General features: G+C 71.3%; 17 protein-coding genes. 7 read left to right on the top strand and 10 right to left on the bottom strand.

Annotated features, from left to right (window positions below; all coding sequences use genetic code 11):
* Window positions 1-182: 182 nt before the first annotated feature.
* The 5 genes from BMW85_RS43725 to betA are packed head-to-tail and all read left to right on the top strand — an operon-like array spanning window position 183 to window position 6654.
* Window positions 183-1163: a quaternary amine ABC transporter ATP-binding protein gene (locus tag BMW85_RS43725; protein WP_342743506.1), complete on the top strand. Its 981-nt coding sequence runs from the start codon at window positions 183-185 to the stop codon at window positions 1161-1163.
* Window positions 1160-3076: an ABC transporter permease gene (locus BMW85_RS43720; protein ID WP_091093429.1), complete on the top strand. Its 1917-nt coding sequence runs from the start codon at window positions 1160-1162 to the stop codon at window positions 3074-3076. Before BMW85_RS43725 ends, BMW85_RS43720 begins: the two co-directional genes overlap by 4 nt.
* Window positions 3073-4044: an ABC transporter substrate-binding protein gene (locus BMW85_RS43715; protein WP_091093428.1), complete on the top strand. Its 972-nt coding sequence runs from the start codon at window positions 3073-3075 to the stop codon at window positions 4042-4044. The genes BMW85_RS43720 and BMW85_RS43715 overlap by 4 nt, the downstream gene beginning before the upstream one ends.
* Window positions 4045-4093: 49 nt before the next feature.
* Complete coding sequence (locus tag BMW85_RS43710; RefSeq protein WP_091093426.1) at window positions 4094-5032, top strand: ABC transporter substrate-binding protein; 939 nt, start codon at window positions 4094-4096, stop codon at window positions 5030-5032.
* Window positions 5029-6654, top strand: coding sequence for a choline dehydrogenase (gene betA / locus BMW85_RS43705; protein ID WP_091093425.1), 1626 nt, complete (start codon window positions 5029-5031; stop codon window positions 6652-6654). Before BMW85_RS43710 ends, betA begins: the two co-directional genes overlap by 4 nt.
* On the opposite strand, the gene BMW85_RS43700 is transcribed toward betA, so the two are convergent.
* Window positions 6647-7411 (bottom strand): TetR/AcrR family transcriptional regulator, encoded by a 765-nt coding sequence (locus BMW85_RS43700; protein ID WP_091093423.1) that lies wholly within the window; start codon window positions 7409-7411, stop codon window positions 6647-6649. The two genes, betA and BMW85_RS43700, sit on opposite strands and share 8 nt — an antisense overlap.
* 78 nt (window positions 7412-7489) lie before the next feature.
* Here BMW85_RS43700 and BMW85_RS43695 point away from each other — a divergent pair, with 78 nt between their 5' ends.
* Entirely contained in the window at window positions 7490-8446 is a 957-nt protein-coding gene (locus BMW85_RS43695) for an ATP-binding cassette domain-containing protein (protein ID WP_091093422.1), read from the top strand.
* Window positions 8443-9231, top strand: coding sequence for an ABC transporter permease (locus BMW85_RS43690; RefSeq protein WP_091093420.1), 789 nt, complete (start codon window positions 8443-8445; stop codon window positions 9229-9231). The genes BMW85_RS43695 and BMW85_RS43690 overlap by 4 nt, the downstream gene beginning before the upstream one ends.
* A 10-nt stretch (window positions 9232-9241) precedes the next feature.
* On the opposite strand, the gene BMW85_RS43685 is transcribed toward BMW85_RS43690, so the two are convergent.
* The 9 genes from BMW85_RS43685 to BMW85_RS43645 form a co-directional block, all read right to left on the bottom strand.
* Window positions 9242-9817 carry a GTP-binding protein gene (locus BMW85_RS43685; protein WP_051112739.1) on the bottom strand — a complete coding sequence of 192 codons (576 nt, stop codon included), beginning with the start codon at window positions 9815-9817 and terminating at the stop codon, window positions 9242-9244.
* The gene (locus BMW85_RS43680) at window positions 9798-10160 is read right to left on the bottom strand and encodes a DUF742 domain-containing protein (RefSeq protein WP_091093418.1); all 363 of its coding nucleotides are present in this window, start codon (window positions 10158-10160) and stop codon (window positions 9798-9800) included. Before BMW85_RS43680 ends, BMW85_RS43685 begins: the two co-directional genes overlap by 20 nt.
* A 26-nt stretch (window positions 10161-10186) precedes the next feature.
* The gene (locus tag BMW85_RS43675; protein WP_020546575.1) at window positions 10187-10609 is read right to left on the bottom strand and encodes a roadblock/LC7 domain-containing protein; all 423 of its coding nucleotides are present in this window, start codon (window positions 10607-10609) and stop codon (window positions 10187-10189) included.
* A gap of 21 nt (window positions 10610-10630) precedes the next feature.
* Complete coding sequence (locus tag BMW85_RS43670; RefSeq protein ID WP_091093416.1) at window positions 10631-13537, bottom strand: sensor histidine kinase; 2907 nt, start codon at window positions 13535-13537, stop codon at window positions 10631-10633.
* A gap of 148 nt (window positions 13538-13685) precedes the next feature.
* The gene (locus BMW85_RS43665) at window positions 13686-15911 is read right to left on the bottom strand and encodes a [protein-PII] uridylyltransferase (RefSeq protein ID WP_091093415.1); all 2226 of its coding nucleotides are present in this window, start codon (window positions 15909-15911) and stop codon (window positions 13686-13688) included.
* A 96-nt stretch (window positions 15912-16007) separates the two neighbouring features.
* A complete protein-coding gene (locus tag BMW85_RS43660) occupies window positions 16008-16346 on the bottom strand; it encodes a P-II family nitrogen regulator (protein ID WP_091093413.1) in 339 nt (112 codons plus the stop codon).
* Entirely contained in the window at window positions 16343-17653 is a 1311-nt protein-coding gene (locus BMW85_RS43655) for an ammonium transporter (RefSeq protein ID WP_091093411.1), read from the bottom strand. The genes BMW85_RS43660 and BMW85_RS43655 overlap by 4 nt, the downstream gene beginning before the upstream one ends.
* A 171-nt stretch (window positions 17654-17824) precedes the next feature.
* Window positions 17825-18586 carry an MOSC domain-containing protein gene (locus BMW85_RS43650; RefSeq protein WP_245775429.1) on the bottom strand — a complete coding sequence of 254 codons (762 nt, stop codon included), beginning with the start codon at window positions 18584-18586 and terminating at the stop codon, window positions 17825-17827.
* 122 nt (window positions 18587-18708) lie between these two features.
* Window positions 18709-20301, bottom strand: coding sequence for an IS1182 family transposase (locus BMW85_RS43645; RefSeq protein ID WP_091087748.1), 1593 nt, complete (start codon window positions 20299-20301; stop codon window positions 18709-18711).
* Between the last annotated feature and the right edge of the window lie 69 nt (window positions 20302-20370).

Below are 20370 nucleotides of genomic sequence, written 5' to 3'. Positions count from 1 at the left end.
CAAAGCAATAACGCCCTGGAAGCACGCGGGTCTCCGGACGGTCACACCGTTGAGATCGGCATTAAACACGCCATATGTTGAGCGACGGCAAACGAGGAGGGCGAGTAGTGGGGGATTCTCCCGACAGCGCGGCAATCAGCGTCAGGGGCCTTTGGAAGATCTTCGGCTCCAGGGCGCGGAAAGTGCTGGACAGCGAGGACCGGCACCTCGAACCCGCCGCGCTGCGTGAGAAGACCGGCTGCACCGCCGCGGTACGGGACGTGAGCTTCGAGGTACGCCCCGGCGAGGTCTTCGTGGTCATGGGCCTGTCGGGCAGCGGCAAGTCCACCCTGGTCCGGTGCCTGACCCGGCTGATCGAGCCCACCGCGGGCACGATCACGATCGGCGGCGAGGACGTCGGCCGCGCCTCGCCCGCCCGGCTCCGCGAGATCCGCCGCCACCAGGTCAGCATGGTCTTCCAGCACTTCGGCCTGCTGCCGCACCGCAAGGTGGTCGACAACGTCGCCTACGGCCTGGAGATCCAGGGCACGCCCAAGGCCGACCGGCACGCGCGGGCGGGCGAGATCCTCTCCCTCGTCGGCCTCGACGGTTACGCCGACGCCTACCCCGACCAGCTCTCCGGGGGCATGCAGCAGCGCGTCGGCCTGGCCAGGGCGCTCGCGGTGGACCCGCAGGTGATGCTGTTCGACGAGCCGTTCAGCGCGCTCGACCCGCTCATCAGGCGCGACATGCAGGCCGAGGTCGTCCGCCTGCACCGCGAGGTCGGCAAGACGATGGTGTTCATCACCCACGACCTGTCCGAGGCGCTCAAGCTGGGCGAGCGGATCGCCATCATGCGGGCCGGCTCGATCGTGCAGCTCGGCACGGCCGAGGAGCTGGTGGGCGCGCCCGCCGACGACTACGTGGCCGACTTCGTCCGCGACGTGCCGCGCAGCCACGTGTTGACCCTGCGCTGGATCATGCGCTCCCCCGAGCCCGGCGAGGCGCTGGACGGGCCGGAGCTGCCTGCCACCACCCTGGTCAAGGACGCCATCGGCGTCGCCTCGGCCTCCGCCCGCCCGATCCGGGTCGTCGACGGCGGTGAGCTGGCCGGCGTCGTGGACCGGGTGGACCTGCTGACCTTCCTGTCCGGCCAGGACACGCCGGCCAAGGCGGGGGCATGAGCAGCACCACCGCGGTCGGCGCGCCCTCCAGGCTCAGGCTCCCCCGCTGGGCGGCACCGGCCGGCGTGGCGGCGCTGATCGTCGTGGCCTACCTGGTGTTCCGCGGCACGGGCACGCTGCCGCACGACAAGGAGGCCCCGCAGTTCCTCGCCGTCACCGAGCTGCGCGAGTGGATCGACGAGCATCGCAACGAGAGCCCGCTGTTCCTCTACTTCCTCAACTACATCCGGCTCTTCGTGGGCTCGCTCTACGACCTGTTCTCCGGGGCGCTGACGGCGCTCGGCTGGCCCGGCCTGACCGGCGTGCTGGGCGGCCTGGCCTGGCTCGCGGGCGGCTGGCGGATCGCGCTGCTCGCGGTGGCGGGCGTGAGCGCGTTCGGCGTGCTCGGCCTCTGGCAGTCCAGCGTGGAGACGCTCGCCCTGGTCGCGGTGGCGGTGCTGCTGTCGCTGGCGATCGGCGTCCCGATCGGCGTATGGGCGGGCCGGTCCGCGCGGGTGCGGCGGGCCGTCACGCCGGTGCTGGACGTCATGCAGATCATGCCGACGTTCGCCTACCTGGCCCCGCTCGCGCTGTTCTTCCACATCGGCGCCCCGGCCGGGGCCATCGCCACGATGATCTACGCGATCCCGCCGGCCATCCGCATCACCGCGCTCGCCGTCTCCGAGGTCTCCCCCACGGCGGTCGAGGCGTCGGGGTCGCTCGGCGCCACCGGCCGCCAGACGCTGTTCAAGGTCGTCCTGCCGCTGGCCCGGCCCACGATCGCGCTGGCGGTCAACCAGACCATCATGATGGCCCTGTCCATGGTCGTCATCGCGAACCTGATCGCCGCCCCCGGGCTCGGCGGCGACATCATCCGCGGCCTGTCGCGGGCCCAGGTCGGCATCATGCTGCCGGCCGGTGTCGCCGTCGTCGTCATGGCGATCGTGCTCGACCGGATGACGACGGCGCTCGCCCGCCGCGGCCCGCACGCCCGGCCGCGCCGGCTCGACCTCGCCGCCGCGGGCGCGCTGGCCGCGGCCGGTCTCGCGCTGATCCCCGTGCTGCCGCGCGCCTGGCCGGAGGGCTGGACGCTCAACGTCACGGCCGAGATCAACGCCGTCGTACGGTGGGCGGAGACAAGCTGGTATCCGGTCACCACGTTCGTCAAGGACCAGACCTCCGTCCTGCTGCTCAACCCGCTGGAGTCGCTGCTCACCTCGGCCCCCTGGTGGCTGGTCGCGCTGACCGTGCTGGCCGTGGCCTGGCGGGTGAGCGGCCCCCGGGCGGCGCTGACCGCGCTCGGCTGCCTGCTGGCGATCGCGCTGCTCGGCACGTGGGAGCACGCCATGCAGACGATGACCACGGTGGCGCTCGCGGTGCTGATCACCCTCATGATCGGCCTGCTGCTGGGGGTGGCCGCGGCCCGCTCGCCGCGCTACTCCGCCGTCCAGCGCCCGCTGCTGGACGCCGCCCAGACCATGCCGGCCTTCGTCTACCTGCTGCCCGCGCTGGCGCTGTTCGAGACCACCAGGTTCACGGCCATCTTCGCCTCGATCATCTACGCCGTGCCGCCCGTCGTGCGCCTGGTGGAGGACGGCATCAAGGCCGTGCCCGCCGAGGTCGTCGAGGCCGCCGTGTCGGCCGGCTCCACCCCGGGCCAGCTCCTGTGGAAGGTGCAGCTCCCGATGGCCCGGCGAGCGATCCTGCTGGCCGCCAACCAGGGCATCGTCATGACGCTGGCCATGGTGGTCGTCGGCGGCCTGGTCGGGGCGGGGGCGCTCGGCTACGACGTGGTGGTCGGCTTCTCCCAGCGCACCGACTTCGGGCTGGGCTTCGTGGCCGGCGTCGCGACCGTGCTGCTCGGAGTCATGCTCGACCGCATCACGCAGGGCGCTGACCGGCGCCCTTCCCCCCACAGAAGGAAAAGCACATGAAGATCCGCCTGCTCGCAGGCTTGCTCGCTCTTGGAATGGCCGCCGCGGGGTGCGGCGGAGCCACGGTCGAGTCTTCCCCCAGCGCCTCGGCCGGCGCCCCGCAGGGCGGCTCCAGCAGCTCGGCGGGCACCGTCAAGATCGCGATCAACCCATGGGTCGGGTACGAGGCCAGCGCCAACGTGGTGGCCTACCTGCTGAAGAACGAGCTCGGCTACACCGTGGAGCTGCCCGAGATCAAGGAGCAGCTCGCCTGGGAGGGCTTCGAGAACGGCAGCGTCGACGTCATCATCGAGAACTGGGGCCACCCCGACCTGAAGAAGACGTTCATCGAGGAGAAGAAGGTCGCGGTCGAGGCCGGCTCCACCGGCAACAAGGGCGTGATCGGGTGGTACATCCCGAAGTGGATGGCCGACAAGTACCCAGACATCACCGACTCCAAGAACCTCAACAAGTACGCCGACCTGTTCAAGACCTCCGAGTCCGGCGACAAGGGCCAGCTGCTGTTCGGCGACCCGTCGTACGTCAGCAACGAGGACGCCCTGATCAAGAACCTCAAGCTGAACTTCAAGGTCGTGGTGGGCGGCAGTGAGGCGGCCCTGATCAAGGGCGCCCAGCAGGCGCAGGAGCAGCAGAAGGCGCTGCTGTTCTACTTCTGGGACCCGCACTGGCTGTTCAACAAGACCCAGCTCGTCCGGGTGAACCTGCCCGCGTACACCGAGGGCTGCGACGCCGACCCGAAGAAGGTCGCCTGCGACTACCCGGAGATGGACCTCGACAAGATCGTCAGCAAGAAGTTCGCCGACACCGGCGGCAAGGCCTACGAGCTGGTCAAGAACTTCAACTGGACGAACGACGACCAGAACGCCGTCGCCAACGACATGACCAACAACGGCATGACCGGCGAGCAGGCAGCCAAGAAGTGGGTCGAGGCCAACACCGCCAAGTGGCAGGCCTGGATCCCCAAGTGACCCCTTCAGGCCGCGGCCCCTCGGCGGGTCGCGGCCCCGGAGACCTCTCATGCGCTTGAAGACGCTCGCCGCGCCGCTGGCCGCGGCCGTTCTGCTCCTGACGTCCTGCTCCGGCGAGGAGCCCGGCGCCGCCACCGGCGCCAAGAAGACCGTCAACCTCGACATCCACGCCTGGGTGGGCTACGAGGCCCAGGCCGCCGTGCTCGGCCACCTGCTGGAGCACGAGCTGGGCTACACGGTGAACACCCGGAAGATGAAAGAGGAAGTGTCCTGGCGTGATTTCGAGACCGGCAAGGTCGACGTCATCATCGAGAACTGGGGCCATCCCGACCTGAAGAAGCAGTACATCGAGCAGAAGAAGGTCGCGCTGTCGGCCGGGCTCACCGGCAACAAAGGAGTGATCGGGTGGTACGTCCCCGAGTGGATGGCCAAGAAATATCCCGACATTACGGACTACCGAAACCTCAATAAGTACGCGAACCTCTTCCGGACCGAAAAAACCGGAAACGCCGGTCAGATCCTCGACGGCGACCCGACGTTCGTGACGAACGACGAGGCTCTGGTGCGCAACCTCCGCCTGAATTACAAGGTCGTCTACTCGGGCAGCGAGGACGCGTTGATCAAGGCGGCCCAGGAGGCGACGAAGAACCGGACGCCGCTGCTCATGTATTTCTACGAGCCGCAATGGCTGTTCACGAAGGTGAAGCTGGTCAAGATCGCGCTGCCCGCGTACGCCGTCGGCTGCGACGCCGACACGGCCAGGGTCGCCTGCGACTATCCGCCCTACCTGCTGGACAAGATCGTCAGCCGGAGCTTCGCCGAGAAGGGCGGCCGGGCCTACGAGCTGGTCCGCAACTTCACCTGGACCAACGACGACCAGAACCGGGTCGCGAGCGCCATGATCAACGACAGCAAGACGGCCGAGCAGGCCGCTGCCGAGTGGGTGGCGCAGAACAAGATCGTGTGGAAGGACTGGATCCCCCGTTGAGGTTCGACTTCGTCATCGTGGGCGGCGGCTCGGCCGGTTGCGCCCTGGCCAACCGGCTCAGCGCCGACCCCGCCACGTCAGTGCTCGTGCTGGAGGCCGGGCGCCCCGACAGCCTGTGGGACGTCTTCATCCACATGCCGGCCGCGCTGATGTTCCCCATCGGCAACAGCCGCTACGACTGGAAGTACGAGTCCGAGCCGGAGCCGCACCTGAACGACCGGCGCGTCTACCACGCGCGGGGCAAGGTGCTCGGCGGCTCCAGCAGCATCAACGGGATGATCTTCCAGCGGGGCAACCCGCTGGACTACGAGCGGTGGGCGACCGACCCCGGCATGAAGCACTGGGACTACGCCCACTGCCTGCCCTACTTCAAGCGCATGGAGAGCTGCCTCGCCGACCCCGGCACCGACTACCGCGGCGGCGAAGGGCCGCTCAAGCTGGAGCGCGGGCCGGCCGAGGGACCGCTGTTCGAGGCGTTCTTCGCCGCCGTGCAGCAGGCCGGGCACCCGCTGACCGACGACGTCAACGGCTACCGCCAGGAGGGCTTCGCCGCCTTCGACCGCAACGTGCACCGCGGTCGCCGGCTCAGCGCCGCCCGCGCCTACCTGCATCCGGTGCGCCGCCGCCGCAACCTCACGGTCCGCACCCGCGCCTTCGTCGAGCGGGTGCTCTTCGAGGGCACCCGCGCGGTCGGCGTACAGGTCGGGGGCGAGCGCATCGACGCCGGCGAGGTGATCCTGTGCGGCGGCGCGATCAACTCCCCGCAGCTCCTCCAGGTCTCGGGCGTCGGCCCGCGCGCACTGCTCGAACCCCTCGGCATCGACGTGGTGCACGACCTGCCGGGCGTCGGCGAGAACCTCCAGGACCACCTGGAGGTCTACGTCCAGCACGCCTGCCTGCGGCCGGTGTCGCAGCAGCCGTCGCTGCAGCTGTGGCGGCGGCCCTTCATCGGCGCCGACTGGCTGTTCCTGCGGCGCGGCCCCGGCGCCACGAACCACTTCGAGGCGGGCGGCTTCATCCGCTCCAACGAGGACGTGGCCTACCCCAACCTGATGTTCCACTTCCTGCCGCTCGCGGTCCGCTACGACGGCTCGGCCCCGGCCGGCGGGCACGGCTACCAGGTGCACATCGGCCCGATGTACTCCGACGCGCGCGGCTCGGTCCGCGTCACCTCGGCGGACCCGAGGGTCAAGCCCGCGCTGCGCTTCAACTACCTGTCCACCGAGCAGGACCGCCGCGAGTGGGTGGAGGCCGTCAGGCACGCCAGGGCCATCCTGTCCCAGCCCGCCTGGGACGGCCTGAACGGCGGCGAGATCTCCCCCGGCCCCGAGGTCGAGACCGACGAGGACATCCTGAGGTGGGTGGCCAAGGACGCCGAGACCGCGCTCCACCCGTCGTGCACCTGCCGGATGGGCACCGACGAGCTGTCGGTGGTCGATCCGGACACCATGCGCGTGCACGGCCTGGACGGGCTGCGCGTCGTGGACGCCTCCGCCATGCCCTACGTCACCAACGGCAACATCTATGCGCCGGTCATGATGCTCGCCGAGAAGTCCGCCGACCTCATCCTCGGCAACACCCCGCTGCCGCCCGAGCCGGTGGAGTTCTACAGAGCTACGTAGTGCGGCGCTCGACCAGGGCCTGGATGCCGTCCAGCACCCGCTGCAGGCCGAACTCGAAGGCGTGCTCCGGGCTGTAGGCGGCGTTCTGGGCCTCGCCGGCGGCCTGGCCGACGCGGGTGGCGACCGGCCAGCGCTCGGTGTCGGCGATGCGCGCGAAGAAGGGCGCGTGCGCGGCCCACCACTGCTCGTCGGTCAGACCCGTCTGGCTCTCGACCTGGGCCGCCTCCACCGCGCCCCTGGCCGTGCCGTGCACGAAGCCGGTGATCAGGGTGATCACCGCGTCCATCTCCACGTCGCTGAGGCCGATGCCGTCCACGGCGCGCAGCTCGTAGTCGTACTTGGCGGTCACGTTGGGGCCGAGCACCGGGCGGCTCGCGGCCACCTGCAGCAGCCACGGGTGGCGCAGGTAGAGCGCGAGGTTCTCGCGGGCGATCTGCTCCAGGCGACCCCGCCAGCCCCCGGGGACGTCGTCGGGGCGGGCGGTCTCGCCGTAGACCGTGTCGAGCATGACGTCGAACAGCTCCGGCTTGCCCGGCACGTACGTGTAGAGCGACATCGTCCCGACGCCCAGCCGCTCGGCCACGCGGCGCATGGACAGCGCCTGCAGCCCCTCGGCGTCGGCCACCTCGATCGCGGCGCGCACGATGCGCTCGACGCTCAGCTCCGGCTTTCCCTTGCGGCTGGCCCGCTCGCTGGTGCGCCAGAGGAGGGCGAGGCTGCGGGCGGGGTCGCCCTTTCCCGGATGTTCGACGGTCACCTTTGTACGGTACACCGTACGGTTGCCTTCCCGAGTCGTAGCTTGTACGGTACACCGTACGTTTCGGAGGGAGAACGCATGACGGCGGTGCTCGCACGCGGGTTGCGCAAGACATACGGCACTAAAACCGCCCTGGACGGCCTCGACCTGGACGTGGGCGAGGGAACGGTGTGCGGCCTGCTCGGCCCCAACGGCGCCGGCAAGACCACGGCCGTGCGCATCCTCACCACGCTCCTGCGCCCGTCGGGCGGCCGGGCCGAGGTGGCCGGGCACGACGTGGTGCGCCGGCCGCGCGAGGTGCGCCGCAACATCGGCCTGGTCGGCCAGCACACCGCCGTGGACGAGCTGCTGACCGGCCGCCAGAACCTGGAGCTGTTCGGCCGCCTGCACCACCTGGGCGCGGCGGCGGCACGGGCGCGGGCCGGCGAGCTGCTGGAGCGGTTCGGGCTGCGGCACGACGGCCCGGCCAAGGACTACTCGGGCGGCATGCGCCGGCGGCTCGACCTCGCCGCGAGCCTGATCCTGGCGCCGCCCGTGCTGTTCCTCGACGAGCCGACGACGGGCCTCGACCCGCGCAGCCGTACGGAGATCTGGCGCGCGGTGCGCGAGCTGGTCGCGGGCGGCACGACCGTCCTGCTGACCACCCAATACCTGGAGGAGGCCGACCGGCTCGCCGACCGCGTGGCGGTCGTGGACGCGGGCCGGGTGGTGGCCGAGGGCACGCCGGACGAGCTGAAGTCCCGGCTCGGCGGCGACCGGCTGGACGTGGTGATCCGCGACCCCGAGCGGCTGGCCGAGGCCGCGGGGATCGCCGCCCGCGCGGCCGGCGGGCCGGTGGAGTCCGACCCCGACGCCCGCCGCGTGTCCGCGCCCGTGGCCGACCGGGTGAAGGCCCTCACGGAGGTCCCGGCCGCGCTGGCCGCGGCCGGGATCGAGGCCGAGGACATCACGGTACGCCGGCCGACCCTGGACGAGGTCTTCCTGACCCTGACCGCCACCGAAACCCCGGCGCACGCCGGAGAGGAGCGCGCGTGACCACGCTGCGATGGGCGCTGGCCGACGGCTGGACCGTTGCCCGGCGCGACCTGATCCACTGGCGCAACCAGCCGATGACCGTGGTCTTCGGGATCACCTTCCCGATCATGATCACGCTGGCCTTCGGCTACCTGTTCGGCGGCGCCGTACGGGTGCCGCCGGGAGCCGGCTACTTCGACTTCCTCATGCCCGGCATGTACGGCATGACGATGCTCTTCGGCCTGAGCGCCACCATGGTCGCCGTCTCGGCCGACGCCGCCAAGGGCGTCACGGACCGGTTCCGCTCACTGCCGATGGCGCCCTCGGCCGTGCTGATCGGCCGGGCCGTCGCCGACCTGCTCCACTCGGCGCTGGTCCTCGCCGGCCTGCTGGCCTGCGGGCTCGCCGTGGGCTGGCGGCCGGCGAGCGCGGGCGGGGCGCTCGGCGCGGTGGGCCTGCTGCTGCTCCTGCGCTTCTCGCTGCTGTGGGCCGGGATGTACCTGGGGCTGGTGGCGCGCGAGCCGGGCGCGGCGGTGGCCGTCCAGACCCTGGAGTTCCCGGTCGGGTTCCTGTCGAACGCCTTCGTCGCCCCCGGCACCATGCCGGGCTGGCTGGGCACGATCGCCGAGTGGAACCCGCTGTCGTCCACCGTGGCCGCGGCCCGGCAGCTCTTCGGCAACCCGGGCTGGGGCGGCGACTCCTGGGTGGCGCGGCACCCGGTGCTCATGGCCGTGGCGTGGCCCGTGGCCATCACCGCCGTGTTCTTCGTCCTGTCGGTCCGCCGCTACCGGCTGCTGGACCGTTGACTCAGGGGGCTCAGTGGACGGCGGCGCGCAGGCGTACGACGTGCTCGACGAGCGCGATCAGCGTCGCCTTGACCGACTCGCGGTTGCGGGCGTCGGTGCGGACGATCGGCGTGTGCGGCGAGAGCGCCAGCGCCTCCCTGACCTCCTGGTCGGAGTGGACGAACTGCCCGTCCCAGCCGTTGATGCCGATGACGAACGGCAGCTTCGCCTCCTCGAAGTAGTCGATGGCGGGGAAGCTGTCGGCCAGCCGGCGGGTGTCCACCAGCACCACGGCCCCGATGGCGCCGCGCACCAGGTCGTCCCACATGAACCAGAACCGGTGCTGTCCGGGCGTGCCGAACAGGTAGAGGATCAGGTCCCGGTCCAGCGAGAGCCGGCCGAAGTCCATCGCCACGGTCGTGGTCTGCTTGTTGGGGGTCATCCCCAGGTCGTCGATGCCCGCGGACGCGTCCGTCATGACCGCTTCCGTGGTGAGCGGGAGGATCTCGGACACCGCCCCCACGAACGTCGTCTTGCCGACGCCGAAGCCCCCGGCCACGACGATCTTCGTCGAGGTGAGGCCGGGGCTAGAGCCTGCGTAGTCCACTGAGCACCCTTTCGAGCATGTTGAGGTCTGGCTGTCCCTGCTGGAGGCGTGGCTGGTGCAGGCGGACAAGCCCTTCGTCGGACATGTCCGCCACGAGCACCCTCGCCACGCCCAGCGGGACGCGGAGCAGGGCCGAGATCTCGGCGACCGACCGGAACGTCCTGCAGAGCTGCATGATGGCCTCCTGCTCGGGGGTGAGCAGAGCCATCTCGGCGTCCGGGATCGACATCGAGGAGATCAGGGTCTCCATCGCGAGGTGGTACCGCGGCTCGGAACGACCGCCCGTCACCGCGTAGGGACGGAACAGGGGCTCTTCTTCCCCGATCCCGTCACTGCCGTACACGGCCCGCTCCTATCAGTTCCATCACATCACCGCGCCCTGGCTGCCTGCAGTTCGGCGCGCAGGGCGGGCGTGAGCGCCTGTCCCGCCCTGTCTACCAGCAGCGTCATCTGATACGCCACCAAACCCATGTCACAATCCGGACCCGCCAGCACGGTCAGGACCGACCCGTCGCTGATGGCCATGACGATCAGCAGACCGCGCTGCATCTCGACGACGGTCTGCGTCACCGCGCCGCCCTCGAACACCCGGGAGGCGCCCACGGTCAGGCTCAGCAGGCCCGCGGAGACCGCGGCGAGCTGGTCGGCCCGGTCCGGCGGGAACCCCTCGGAGGCCGCCAGGCACAGGCCGTCGGCCGAGACGACGACGGCGTGCGCGACCCCGGGCGTGTTGCGTACGAAGTCGGTGATCAGCCAGTCGAAGCGGTGCGCCTCATGGCTCAGCGTAGTCACGCATCCTCCCCGGCGGGACGCTTACTCACTCTGTTCCTCCTGTCGACGTACTTCCTGGCGGCCCCGTCGCACACCCTGCTGGAAGCTGGCCATCCGGCTGCGCATCCGGTCCGCGGAGACCGGAGGCGGCGCGGGGGCCTGCCGCTGCTGCTGCTGTGCCGGCGACGGCTGGGCGGCCGTGCCGGGCACCAGGTTGGCCTTGGGGGTCCGCTTGGGAAGCCCGGCGGCGGTGATGCCGCCGAGGCTGGGCTCGCTGGCCTTGGCCGCCGCCTGCCAACCGGCGTCGGCGGCCGTTCGCCACGATTCCTCCCCAGAGGGTACGGCTTGCGCGGGCGTGGCCTCACCCCCACCCGTCGTCTCCGGCTGGGCCGGGGTTTGCTCGCCCGGCGGGCGGCGGAACCAGGCGGATTCGACCGACGCGAAGATCGGCAGATATTCCTCCTGGTCAGGCTCCATCGGCGACACGTCCACCGACGGCGCGAGGTCCGCCCTGCGCACGTCGTCGGTCGGGTAAGCGGGGGGCGGCGGCGTCTGGAACGAACCATTTCCCGATGCGTGGTGGGCGCCGTTGACCGGCCGGGAGCCGCCGTTCGGGTACGACGGGTAGGAGCCGGAGTCGAAGGACCCGGGCGGCCTGCCACGGTAGGAGCCGCCGTCGGTGTCGGCGGTGAAGGCGTTCACGCCCGGCTGGGCGGGGTCGGAGCCGTACGTGCCGAACGCGTGCCTGGGCGTGCCGGGCGTGCTGTCGTACCCGCCAGGACCGGTGGGGGCGGGTCCGGGGCGGGCGGGGCCGCGCGGCACGTCCATGGACTCGAAGCTGCCGAACGACCGGAACGTCCCGTTGGGGACCGAGCCCGCCGGTCCCGAGTGCCGCCCGCCGAACCCCTGGCCGGCGGGGGCGGGGGCGGTGCCGCCGCCGAAGGCGGGCCGCTGCGGCAGCGGCTGCTCGCGGCCGTCGGCGATGAGCGCGGGCGGCAGCAGCACCATCGCGATGAGCCCGGCGCCGTCGCCCTTCCTGAGCTGGACCCGGATGCCGTGGCGCAGCGCCAGGCGGCCGACCACGAACAGGCCCATGCGCCGCGAGACCGACACGTCCACGACCGGCGGCTCGGCGAGGCGGCGGTTGGCCTCGGCCAGCTCCTCCTCGGTCATGCTGATGCCGGTGTCGCTCACCGACAGCAGCGCGCCGCCGCCCTCGATGGGGCTGCTGGTGACGACGACGGGCGCGTTGCTCGGGGAGAACTGGATGGCGTTCTCGACCAGCTCGGCGACCAGGTGGACGAGGTCGTTCGCGCAGCTGCCGAGCACCGACGTGCCGCGGTGCACCCGCACCTGGACCCGCTCGTAGCCCTCGACCTCCGACAGCGCGGCGCGTACGACGTCGACCAGCTTGGCCGGCTGGCTGCGCCGCCTGGTGGCCTCGTGGCCGGCGAGGACCAGCAGGTTCTCGGAGTTGCGGCGCATGCGGGTGGCGAGGTGGTCGAGCTTGAACAGGTCGGCCAGCCTGGCGCCGTCCTGCTCGCCCTTCTCCAGGCCGTCGATGAGCGAGATCTGCCGCTCGACCAGGGTCTGCGTGCGGCGCGAGAGGTTGACGAACATCGAGCTGATGTTGCCGCGCAGCTCGGCCTCCTCGCCCGCCAGGCGCACGGCCTGCCGGTGCACCTGGTCGAAGGCGCGGGCCACCTCGCCGATCTCGTCGTTGCCCTCGACGGCGATCGGGCGTACCTCGCCGACCTGGGCCTCGCCGTTGACGCGGAGCTGGCGCACCACGTCGGGCAGGCGGAAGCCGGCGATCTCCAGCGCCTCGGTGCGCAGCCGGCGCAGCGGGGTGACCATGGAGCGGGCGATCGCGACGGTGAGGAGCAGAACGAGCAGAAGTAGCGCTACGATCATGACAGCGGCGATGATCGCGTTGCGGGTCTCGGAGCTGCGCAGCTCCTGGCTGCGCAGGTTGACCTTGTCGGCGAGGTCCTTCTCGACGCCGTGCAGGACGTCGATCACGATCTGGTTCTGGTCGAACCACTCCTGCCGGCTGGCGCGGGCGGAGATCAGGTTGTCGGTGATGCGCACGCCGGGGGCCCGGCCGCTGGCCAGGGTGATCGCGCGTGACTTGGTGAGCTGGACGTTGACGTACTCGGGCTTGGCGGCCAGCGACTTGGAGAGGTCGAGGCCGACCTCGGGGCCGGCCTCGGCGCCGACGGTGCTGATGTCGCTGAGCTGACGGGCGTTGGAGGTGATGAACTGCTCGACCGTCTTGGCGTCCACCTTGGCGGTGTCGTAGCTGGCCTGCAGGAGCTGGACGCGCTGGCGGGAGACCTCCTCCTTGGCCGCGGCGAGCGCGCTGAGCGCACGGAACTGCCCGACGGTCAGGGAGTCGTCCGACAGCAGGCCGAGCTCGTCGTGCAGGGCGAGGAGGCTGTCGGTCAGGGTGTCGTACTCGGCGGTGTTGGTCTGGCCCTCGGCGCGGATGCGGGACAGGCGGGCGAGCACGGACTTGGCCCGGTCGGCGGCCCTGAGGGCGCGGGGGCCGTAGGAGTCGTCGATGGCGTCGAGGTCGGTCCGCACCCGGGCGGCCAGTCCGTCGACGACGTCCTTGCGCTGGGCGAGCGGCGTGGCGAGCGTCTTCTTCATCGAGCGGCTGGCCCCGATCCAGCCCGCGGTGTCACGCTCCAGCCCGACCGCCTGCAGCAGGTCGCGGATGTGGCCGGCCTGTTCGGCGGCGGCGGCCGTGCGGTCGTAGTCGGAGATGCTCTGCACCGACTCGACCACGCGGGAGCCGCCCAGCACGACGGCGGCCACGGTCGGGACCAGGATGAGCGCCGTGAGGCGCCAGCGCACGCGCCAGTTGCGCAGTGTGAAGCGCGACAGCGACCGTCCGCCGCGCTCGCGCGGCGCGGCTGGGCCGCTGACGGAGTTCCCCGTAGTCACTGGTTCCGCTACCCCTCAATCATCCCGTGGTGATGGCTCCAAAGCCGCCCAAACCATGAAGCCGGTCCACAAGGTATCCGAGCAAGTGTCACAACCGGCAAATCGGACACAATCGTTACAGTGGTGACCGACAGCCGTTTGCTGCCGGTTATCGCAGTGCGGCGAGCACGTGATCGCGGACTTGTGCCCGCTGCGCGTCGTCGCTGAGGGGGCGACCGGCGCGATCAACCACATAGAAGACGTCCACCGCCTCCGCGCCGAGAGTCTCCACGCGAGCGGCCCGGACGTCAAGACCGCACTCCCCGAACGCCCGTCCGATCCGCCACAGCAGCCCCGGCCTGTCATGGGCCCTGACTTCCACCACGGTGGCCGTCGCGGAGGCGTCGTCGACCAGCGTCACCCGAGGTGGGGCCACGGGTACGCGGGGCGGGCGCACGGCCCGCGTCCGCCGCGCCAGCCGCTGCTCGATGTCAAGACGGCCGGCAAGGACGAGACGGAGATCGGACTCCAGGGTCGCCGGGTCGGGAGGGGAGCCGTACTCGGGGACCACGGAGAACTCGATCACCGCCGTGGAGCCGGCGGAGGCCGACGAGGCGGAGCGCACGATGAGCCGGTGCGCGGACAGCACGCCGGCCGCGCTCCACAGCAGCCCCACCCGGTCGGGGGCGACGACGGTGACGTTGCCGCCGGCCACGCGGACCGCGCCGCCGCCGTGCCGGGCCAGCGCGGCCTGCTCGGCCGACAGGGTGGGCGGATGCGGCGGCGGCGAGCCGGACAGCACGGACCTCACCCGGCGGACGAGGTCGGCGACGAGCCCCGCCTTCCAGGAGTTCCAGGCCGCCGGGCCGGTCGCGTTGCCGTCGGCCACGGCGAGCGCGGCCAGCAGGTCCAGCACCTCGCGGCTGCCGACGGTGGCGGCCACCTTCTCGATGGTGACCGGGTCGTCGAGATCACGGCGGGTGGCGGTCTCGGGCAGCAGCAGGTGGTGGCGTACGACGGTGGCCAGCGTCTCGACGTCCTGCGGCGGCAGGCCGATGCGGGTGGCGATGTCGCGCACCACGACCTCGCCGGTCGCCGAGTGGTCGCCGGGCCAGCCCTTGCCGACGTCGTGCAGGAGCGCCGCGATCAGCAGGAGGTCGGGGCGGGCGACCTCACGGGTGTGGCCGGCGGCGTTGGCGGCGGCCTCGATGAGGTGCCGGTCGACGGTGAAACGGTGGATCGGGTTGCGCTGCGGGCGGTGGCGTACGCGCTCCCAGTCAGGAAGCAACTTGACAATGATCCCGGCCTGGTCCAGCTCCTCCCAGACGGGCACGGCGGCGCGGCCCGCGCCGAGGATCGAGACCAGCGCGTCACGGGCCTCCTCGGGCCACGGCACCGGCATCGGAGGCGACTGAGCGGCCAGGACGGACACCGTGGCGGGCGCCATCGGCAGCCCGGCGTCGGCCGCGGCGGCGGCCGCGCGCAGCACGAGGACGGGGTCCGTACGCGGGTTGACGCCCCTCGCGAGCACGACCTCGCCGCCGTGCTCGACCACCCCGTCGGCGAGCGGGCGGCGGCCTCGCGGGGCCGGCCCTGACAGGAGCCTGTCAACCGTGCGCCAGGTCGCGTCGAAGGCGTGGGAGACGGTGCGGCCGGCCTCGGCGAGGCGGCGCATGAGCGCCTCGGCGTCGAGCAGGCCGAGCAGCCCCGCCACGGCGTCCTGCTCCTGCAGGACCAGCCGGTCGGCGCCGCGGGCGGTGACGACGTGCAGCGCGTGGCGTACGTCGAGGATGAACTCGTGGGCCTCGCGGGCCCGGGGGCCGGGCGCCGAGGCGACCCAGGCCGCGGCCACGGCCTGCATGGCCTGGACGTCGCGGAGCCCGCCGCGGCCGTCCTTGAGGTCGGGTTCGAGCAGGAAGGCCAGCTCGCCGCTGACCTGGGCGCGCTGGTCGGCGGCCTCCCGCAGCTCGCCGAGCCGGCGCCGGGAGTCGGCCCGCCACTCGGCGAGCACCGCCTCCCTGGCCTTCCTGGTCAGCTCGGGATCGCCCGCCACATGGCGGGCCTGGATGAGGCCGAGCACGGCCTTGAGGTCCTGGCGGGCGACCGCCACGGCCTCCTCGACCGTGCGGACCGAGTGGTCGAGGCCGATCGAGGAGTCCCAGATGGGATACCAGATCCGGTCGGCGATCCTGGCGACGTCCGGGCGGCCGTTGTGGAGCAGGACCAGGTCGAGGTCGCTCCCGGGAGCCGGCTCACCCCTCCCGAGGCTGCCGACGGCGACCAGTGAGACGTGGTCGCCGTCGCTCGCCGTGCGGAAGAGATCCTTGAGCCAGCGGTCGGTGTCCGCGGTCCGCTCCTTGCGGGCCGCGGCGTACGAACGGGCCTCTCCCCTCACCTCAGTGCCCCCTCACCTCAGTGCCTCGCCTGCCGGGCTGCGCCCGGCTAACCCTGTGTTCCGCTCCGACGCCGTTGTCGGAGCTCCGCCGGAACATCACAGGGCCTCCGGGCCCCTTTCTCCCGTGCGTACGCGGATCACGGTGTCCACGGGCACGGACCAGACCTTGCCGTCGCCGATCTTGCCGGTGTGGGCGGCCTTCACGATGACGTCGATCACGTCCTCGGCGTCGTCCTCCTCCGTGAGGACTTCCAGGCGCACCTTGGGCACCAGGTCGACCTGGTATTCGGCGCCGCGGTAGACCTCGGTGTGGCCGCGCTGGCGGCCGTAGCCGCTGGCCTCGCTGACCGTCATCCCCTTGACGCCGAACTGCTCCAGCGCGGCCTTGACGTCGTCGAGCTTGAACGGCTTGATGATCGCGGTGATGAGCCTCATGCGTCCACCTTCTTGGGAGCGGGAGCCGTGGGACCGTTGGAGGAGGCCACGCCCGAGGCGTAGACCGTGCCGAGGTCGTACCCGGTCTCGGCGTGGGTGGTGACGTCGATGCCGGTGACCTCGTTCTCGGCGGGCACCCGGAAGCCCACCGTCTTGTCAATGATCTTGCCGATGATCCACGTGAGGACGAAGGAGTAGCCGCCGACGGCGATCGGGCCGAGCACCTGCAGGCCGAGCTGGCCGAAGCCGCCGCCGTAGAACAGGCCCTCGCTCTGCTGGTCGAGGAAGGGGTAGGCGGCCAGGAAGCCGAGCGCGACGGCGCCGATCACGCCGCCCACCAGGTGGACGCCGACCACGTCGAGGGAGTCGTCGTAGCCGAGCTTGTACTTCAGGCCGACGGCGAAGGCGCAGATCGCGCCGGCCAGCAGGCCGATGAGCATCGCGGCCCACGGGTCCACGAAACCGCAGGCCGGGGTGATGGCGACCAGGCCGGCGACCGCGCCGGAGGCGACGCCGAGGCTGGTGGCGTGCCCGTCGCGCAGCTTCTCGACCACGAGCCAGGCGCCGGCCGCGACCGCGGTGGCGACCTGCGTGTTGAGGAAGGCCAGGGCGGCGGTGCCGTCCACGGCCAGCTCCGAGCCGGCGTTGAAGCCGAACCAGCCGAACCACAGCAGGCCCGCGCCGAGCAGGACCAGGGTGAGGTTGTGCGGCCGCATCGGCTCCTTGCGCCAGCCCTGCCGCTTGCCGATCACGAGGGCCAGGGCGAGGGCCGCCGCGCCGGCGTTGATGTGGACGACCGTGCCGCCCGCGAAGTCCTCGATGCCCATGGTGTTGAGCCAGCCGGTGCCCCAGACCCAGTGCGCCACCGGGAAGTACACCACCGTGGCCCACACGACGGTGAACAGGATCCACGCGCCGAACTTCGCCCGGTCCGCGATCGCACCGCTGATCAGGGCGACCGTGATGATGGCGAACGTCATCTGGAAGGCGGAGAAGATGAGACTCGGCATGCCGGTGCCGTCGTCCTTGGTGGCGGTGTCCACCAGGCTCTGCAGACCCAGTGCGTCGAATCCGCCGACGAAGTTGTTGAGTGCCGAGCTGGGGTTGTCGGTGAACGCGAGCGAGTGACCGAACAGCATCCAGGTGATGGACACCGTGATGATGGCGCCGAACGACATCATCATCATGTTCAGGACGCTCTTCGCCCTGGTCATGCCGCCGTAGAAGAACGCGAGGCCGGGAGTCATCAGCAACACCATGGCGGTGGCGACGATCATCCAGGCAGTAGTGCCGCCGTCGATCTTCACGAAGCGACCCTCCTTACGTGTGACGTGTGGCCACAGCGTGTTCGCCCGGGGTTTCGTGCCACGACCAGGTGTGTTTCACATCTGTGAAACTCGCCACACAGGTGTTTCCGCTGCGTTTCGGACATCGCACCTGTCGCATATGGGGAATGCGCAATCGGCGGCGCGCGGCGCTCAGCCGAGGCGTACGGGGTCGCCCTTCCTGACCCGGCCGGGGTGCGCCACGCGGGCGTACACGCCGGCGCAGGGCTGCGGGTCCGCGCCGAACACCGGCACCCGGTTGTGCCTGGCGACCGTGCGCAACGCGTCGGGGTCGCGCTCCAGCGCGCCGTGCGCCAGCGTGGGCACGGCACAGCGCGGGCTGGCGACGATGACCTCCAGCACCACGTCCGCGCCGACAAGCAGCCGCCGGCCCACCCAGTCGTTCTCGGGGAAGCCCTCTCCCTCGGTCGCGATGACGAGGTTGGGCCGGTAGCGGGCGGCCTCGACCCGTCCGCGCGGGCCGAGCGCGCCGATCCTGGCCAGGGCGGCGGTCGTGATCAGGTGGATCGGCGCGAAGTCGAAGAACGTGCCGGGGGGCGCGCCCGCGCCCAGCGTGCCCACCGTGTACGGCACCTCCGCCGCGATGCCCTCGGCCAGCACCCGCTCCGGCACCGACCGCTCCAGCTCGGCGCCCTCCGGCGGCACGTCGATCAGCCGCACCTCGCGCCCGAGCAGCCGTGACAGCTCCTCGTCGCCGGGCGGCGCCGCGCCGTCCAAGGTGAGCAGGTCGCGCCAGAGCCGGGGGTTCTTGGCGCTGGCGATCTTGCCGGTGGCCACGTCGAGCACCGCCCGCGCCCGGTCGCCCGCCAGGCCGCGCTCGGTCACCTCGCTCTCCGCGAGCTCCTCCCCGAGCAGCGATTTGACCGGATAGCGATGCAATGTCTGGATGTGCACGCGACCCAGCCTAGGAGCCTTCTGAAGATGTTGTTCGGAGATGGACAGCAGGTGGTGGGGCTGGCAGGGTGATCGAGGCATTGGACGACAGGCCGTGTAGCCGTTGCCCCGCATTCGGTGGTTCAGCCGGTGTGGGGCTGCAGGGTCCACCGGCCCTGGACGCCGGCAAGCCCGAGGTTGATCAGGCGGCGCAGGTTCAAGGCCGCCACTCTGAGATGAAGCCACAGGTCGTTGCGTAAGACGCCGCGGTAGCGGAGCCTGCGTGCGCCGCCGTCCGCGCCGACCAGCCAGGCGATGGAGCGTTCGACCATGGGCCGGTGCTGCCGGTAGATGGCTCTCATGTCGGGATCGGTGGCCCATTCCTGGCGGGCCTGGTGTAACAGCGCGTCGTGTGGGTGCAGGCGCAGGGTTCGGCCGTCCTTGCTGGTGGTGCAGCGTTCGCGCAGTGGGCAGGTGCGGCAGGCGATGCCGAAGACCGCGTGGCGGGTGCGGGTGATATGCCGGCTCACCCCGGCCGGGCAGGTGACCGTGCCGGCGGCTTCATCGACGGTGAAGTCGTCGCGGGTGTAGCCGCCGGCCACGGCCGGGCGCAGCGGTGCGGGCTTGATGATGAGGGTGTGCCCGGCGGCGGCCAGCGCGGCGCGGGCGTCGCCGGTGCCGTAAGCGCTGTCGCCGAGCACCTCGAACACCGCAGTACCGGCGCCCGGATCGGCCAGCAGGTCCACGCCGACCACCGCCTCGTGGTTGCCGGCGCCGGTGGCCATGGTCAGCCGGACACCGGTGAACAGCCCGGTATCGGGTTCGATCACGACGTGCGCCTTGTAGCCGTCCTGACGCTGATGCACGGTCTTGTGCACGTGCCGGGCCTGGGCGTCGACGGTGGAGATGACCCGGTCGGTGGCGACCTTGCGGGCGATGCGCCAGCGCCCGTCGGTGCCGTCGGAACCTTCGGCCGGTTCGACGTCCTGGCCGGCCACCAGCGCCAGCAGCGCCAGGGCCTGGCCTGCCGTCTCCTCCAGCTCGCCCGCCACCGCGGCCGTCTCGAACGCGCTCACCACCGTGAGCGCGTCGGTGACCAGGCCGGACACCAGCTCCTGGCGGGCCTTGGCGTCGTCCCAGGCGATCACGGGTTTGCCCGCCTGGTCGTAGTCGGTGGCGTGGCAGCGTTCGGCGATCAGTGGGGCGGCGCCCGGGACCTGCCTGCTCACCCGCCGGATCGCCGCGATCAACTGGGTGATGGTGTCCTGGGTCGCGACCGCGTCGTCCAGCACCGCCGAGTCCAGCACCCGCCTCGTCCGCGCCCGCAGCGCCCCGCTGTCCGCGGCCAGGCGGCTGACCCGGGCGAAGATCCGATTCGGGTCGCCCGACTTGCGCAGCCGCTGCCGGAAGTACACCAGCAGCGAGGGGTCGAAGCCCCGATCCTGCAGGCCAAGCCCGCAAGCGGCCTTCCAGCGCAGATCACAGCGCACCGCCAGCGCGGCTTCGGGATCGGAACTGTGCAGCAACACCTGTAACACCAGCACACACGCCAGCACCTGCGGCGGGATGCTCGGCCGCCCATCAGTCGCGGCATACAGATCGGCGAACATCTCCTCGGGAAACAACTCATCGCGATGTTCGGCCAGGAAAGCGTAGACACTGCCTGCCGGGATCAACTCCCGGCAGGTGCTCCATACATCCGGCCCGACCGGCTGTTCGGGACGATGCCCCATCATGCTGTTCAGCCTGACCCTCGGCCTACATGATCGGAACCCCGACCAGCAACATCATCAGAGGACTCCTAG

The sequence above is a fragment of the Nonomuraea wenchangensis genome (assembly GCF_900111685.1).
GTDB lineage: Bacteria > Actinomycetota > Actinomycetes > Streptosporangiales > Streptosporangiaceae > Nonomuraea > Nonomuraea wenchangensis.
Note: the sequence above shows the minus strand (reverse complement) of the source record. Positions and strands in the feature narration are given on the sequence as shown.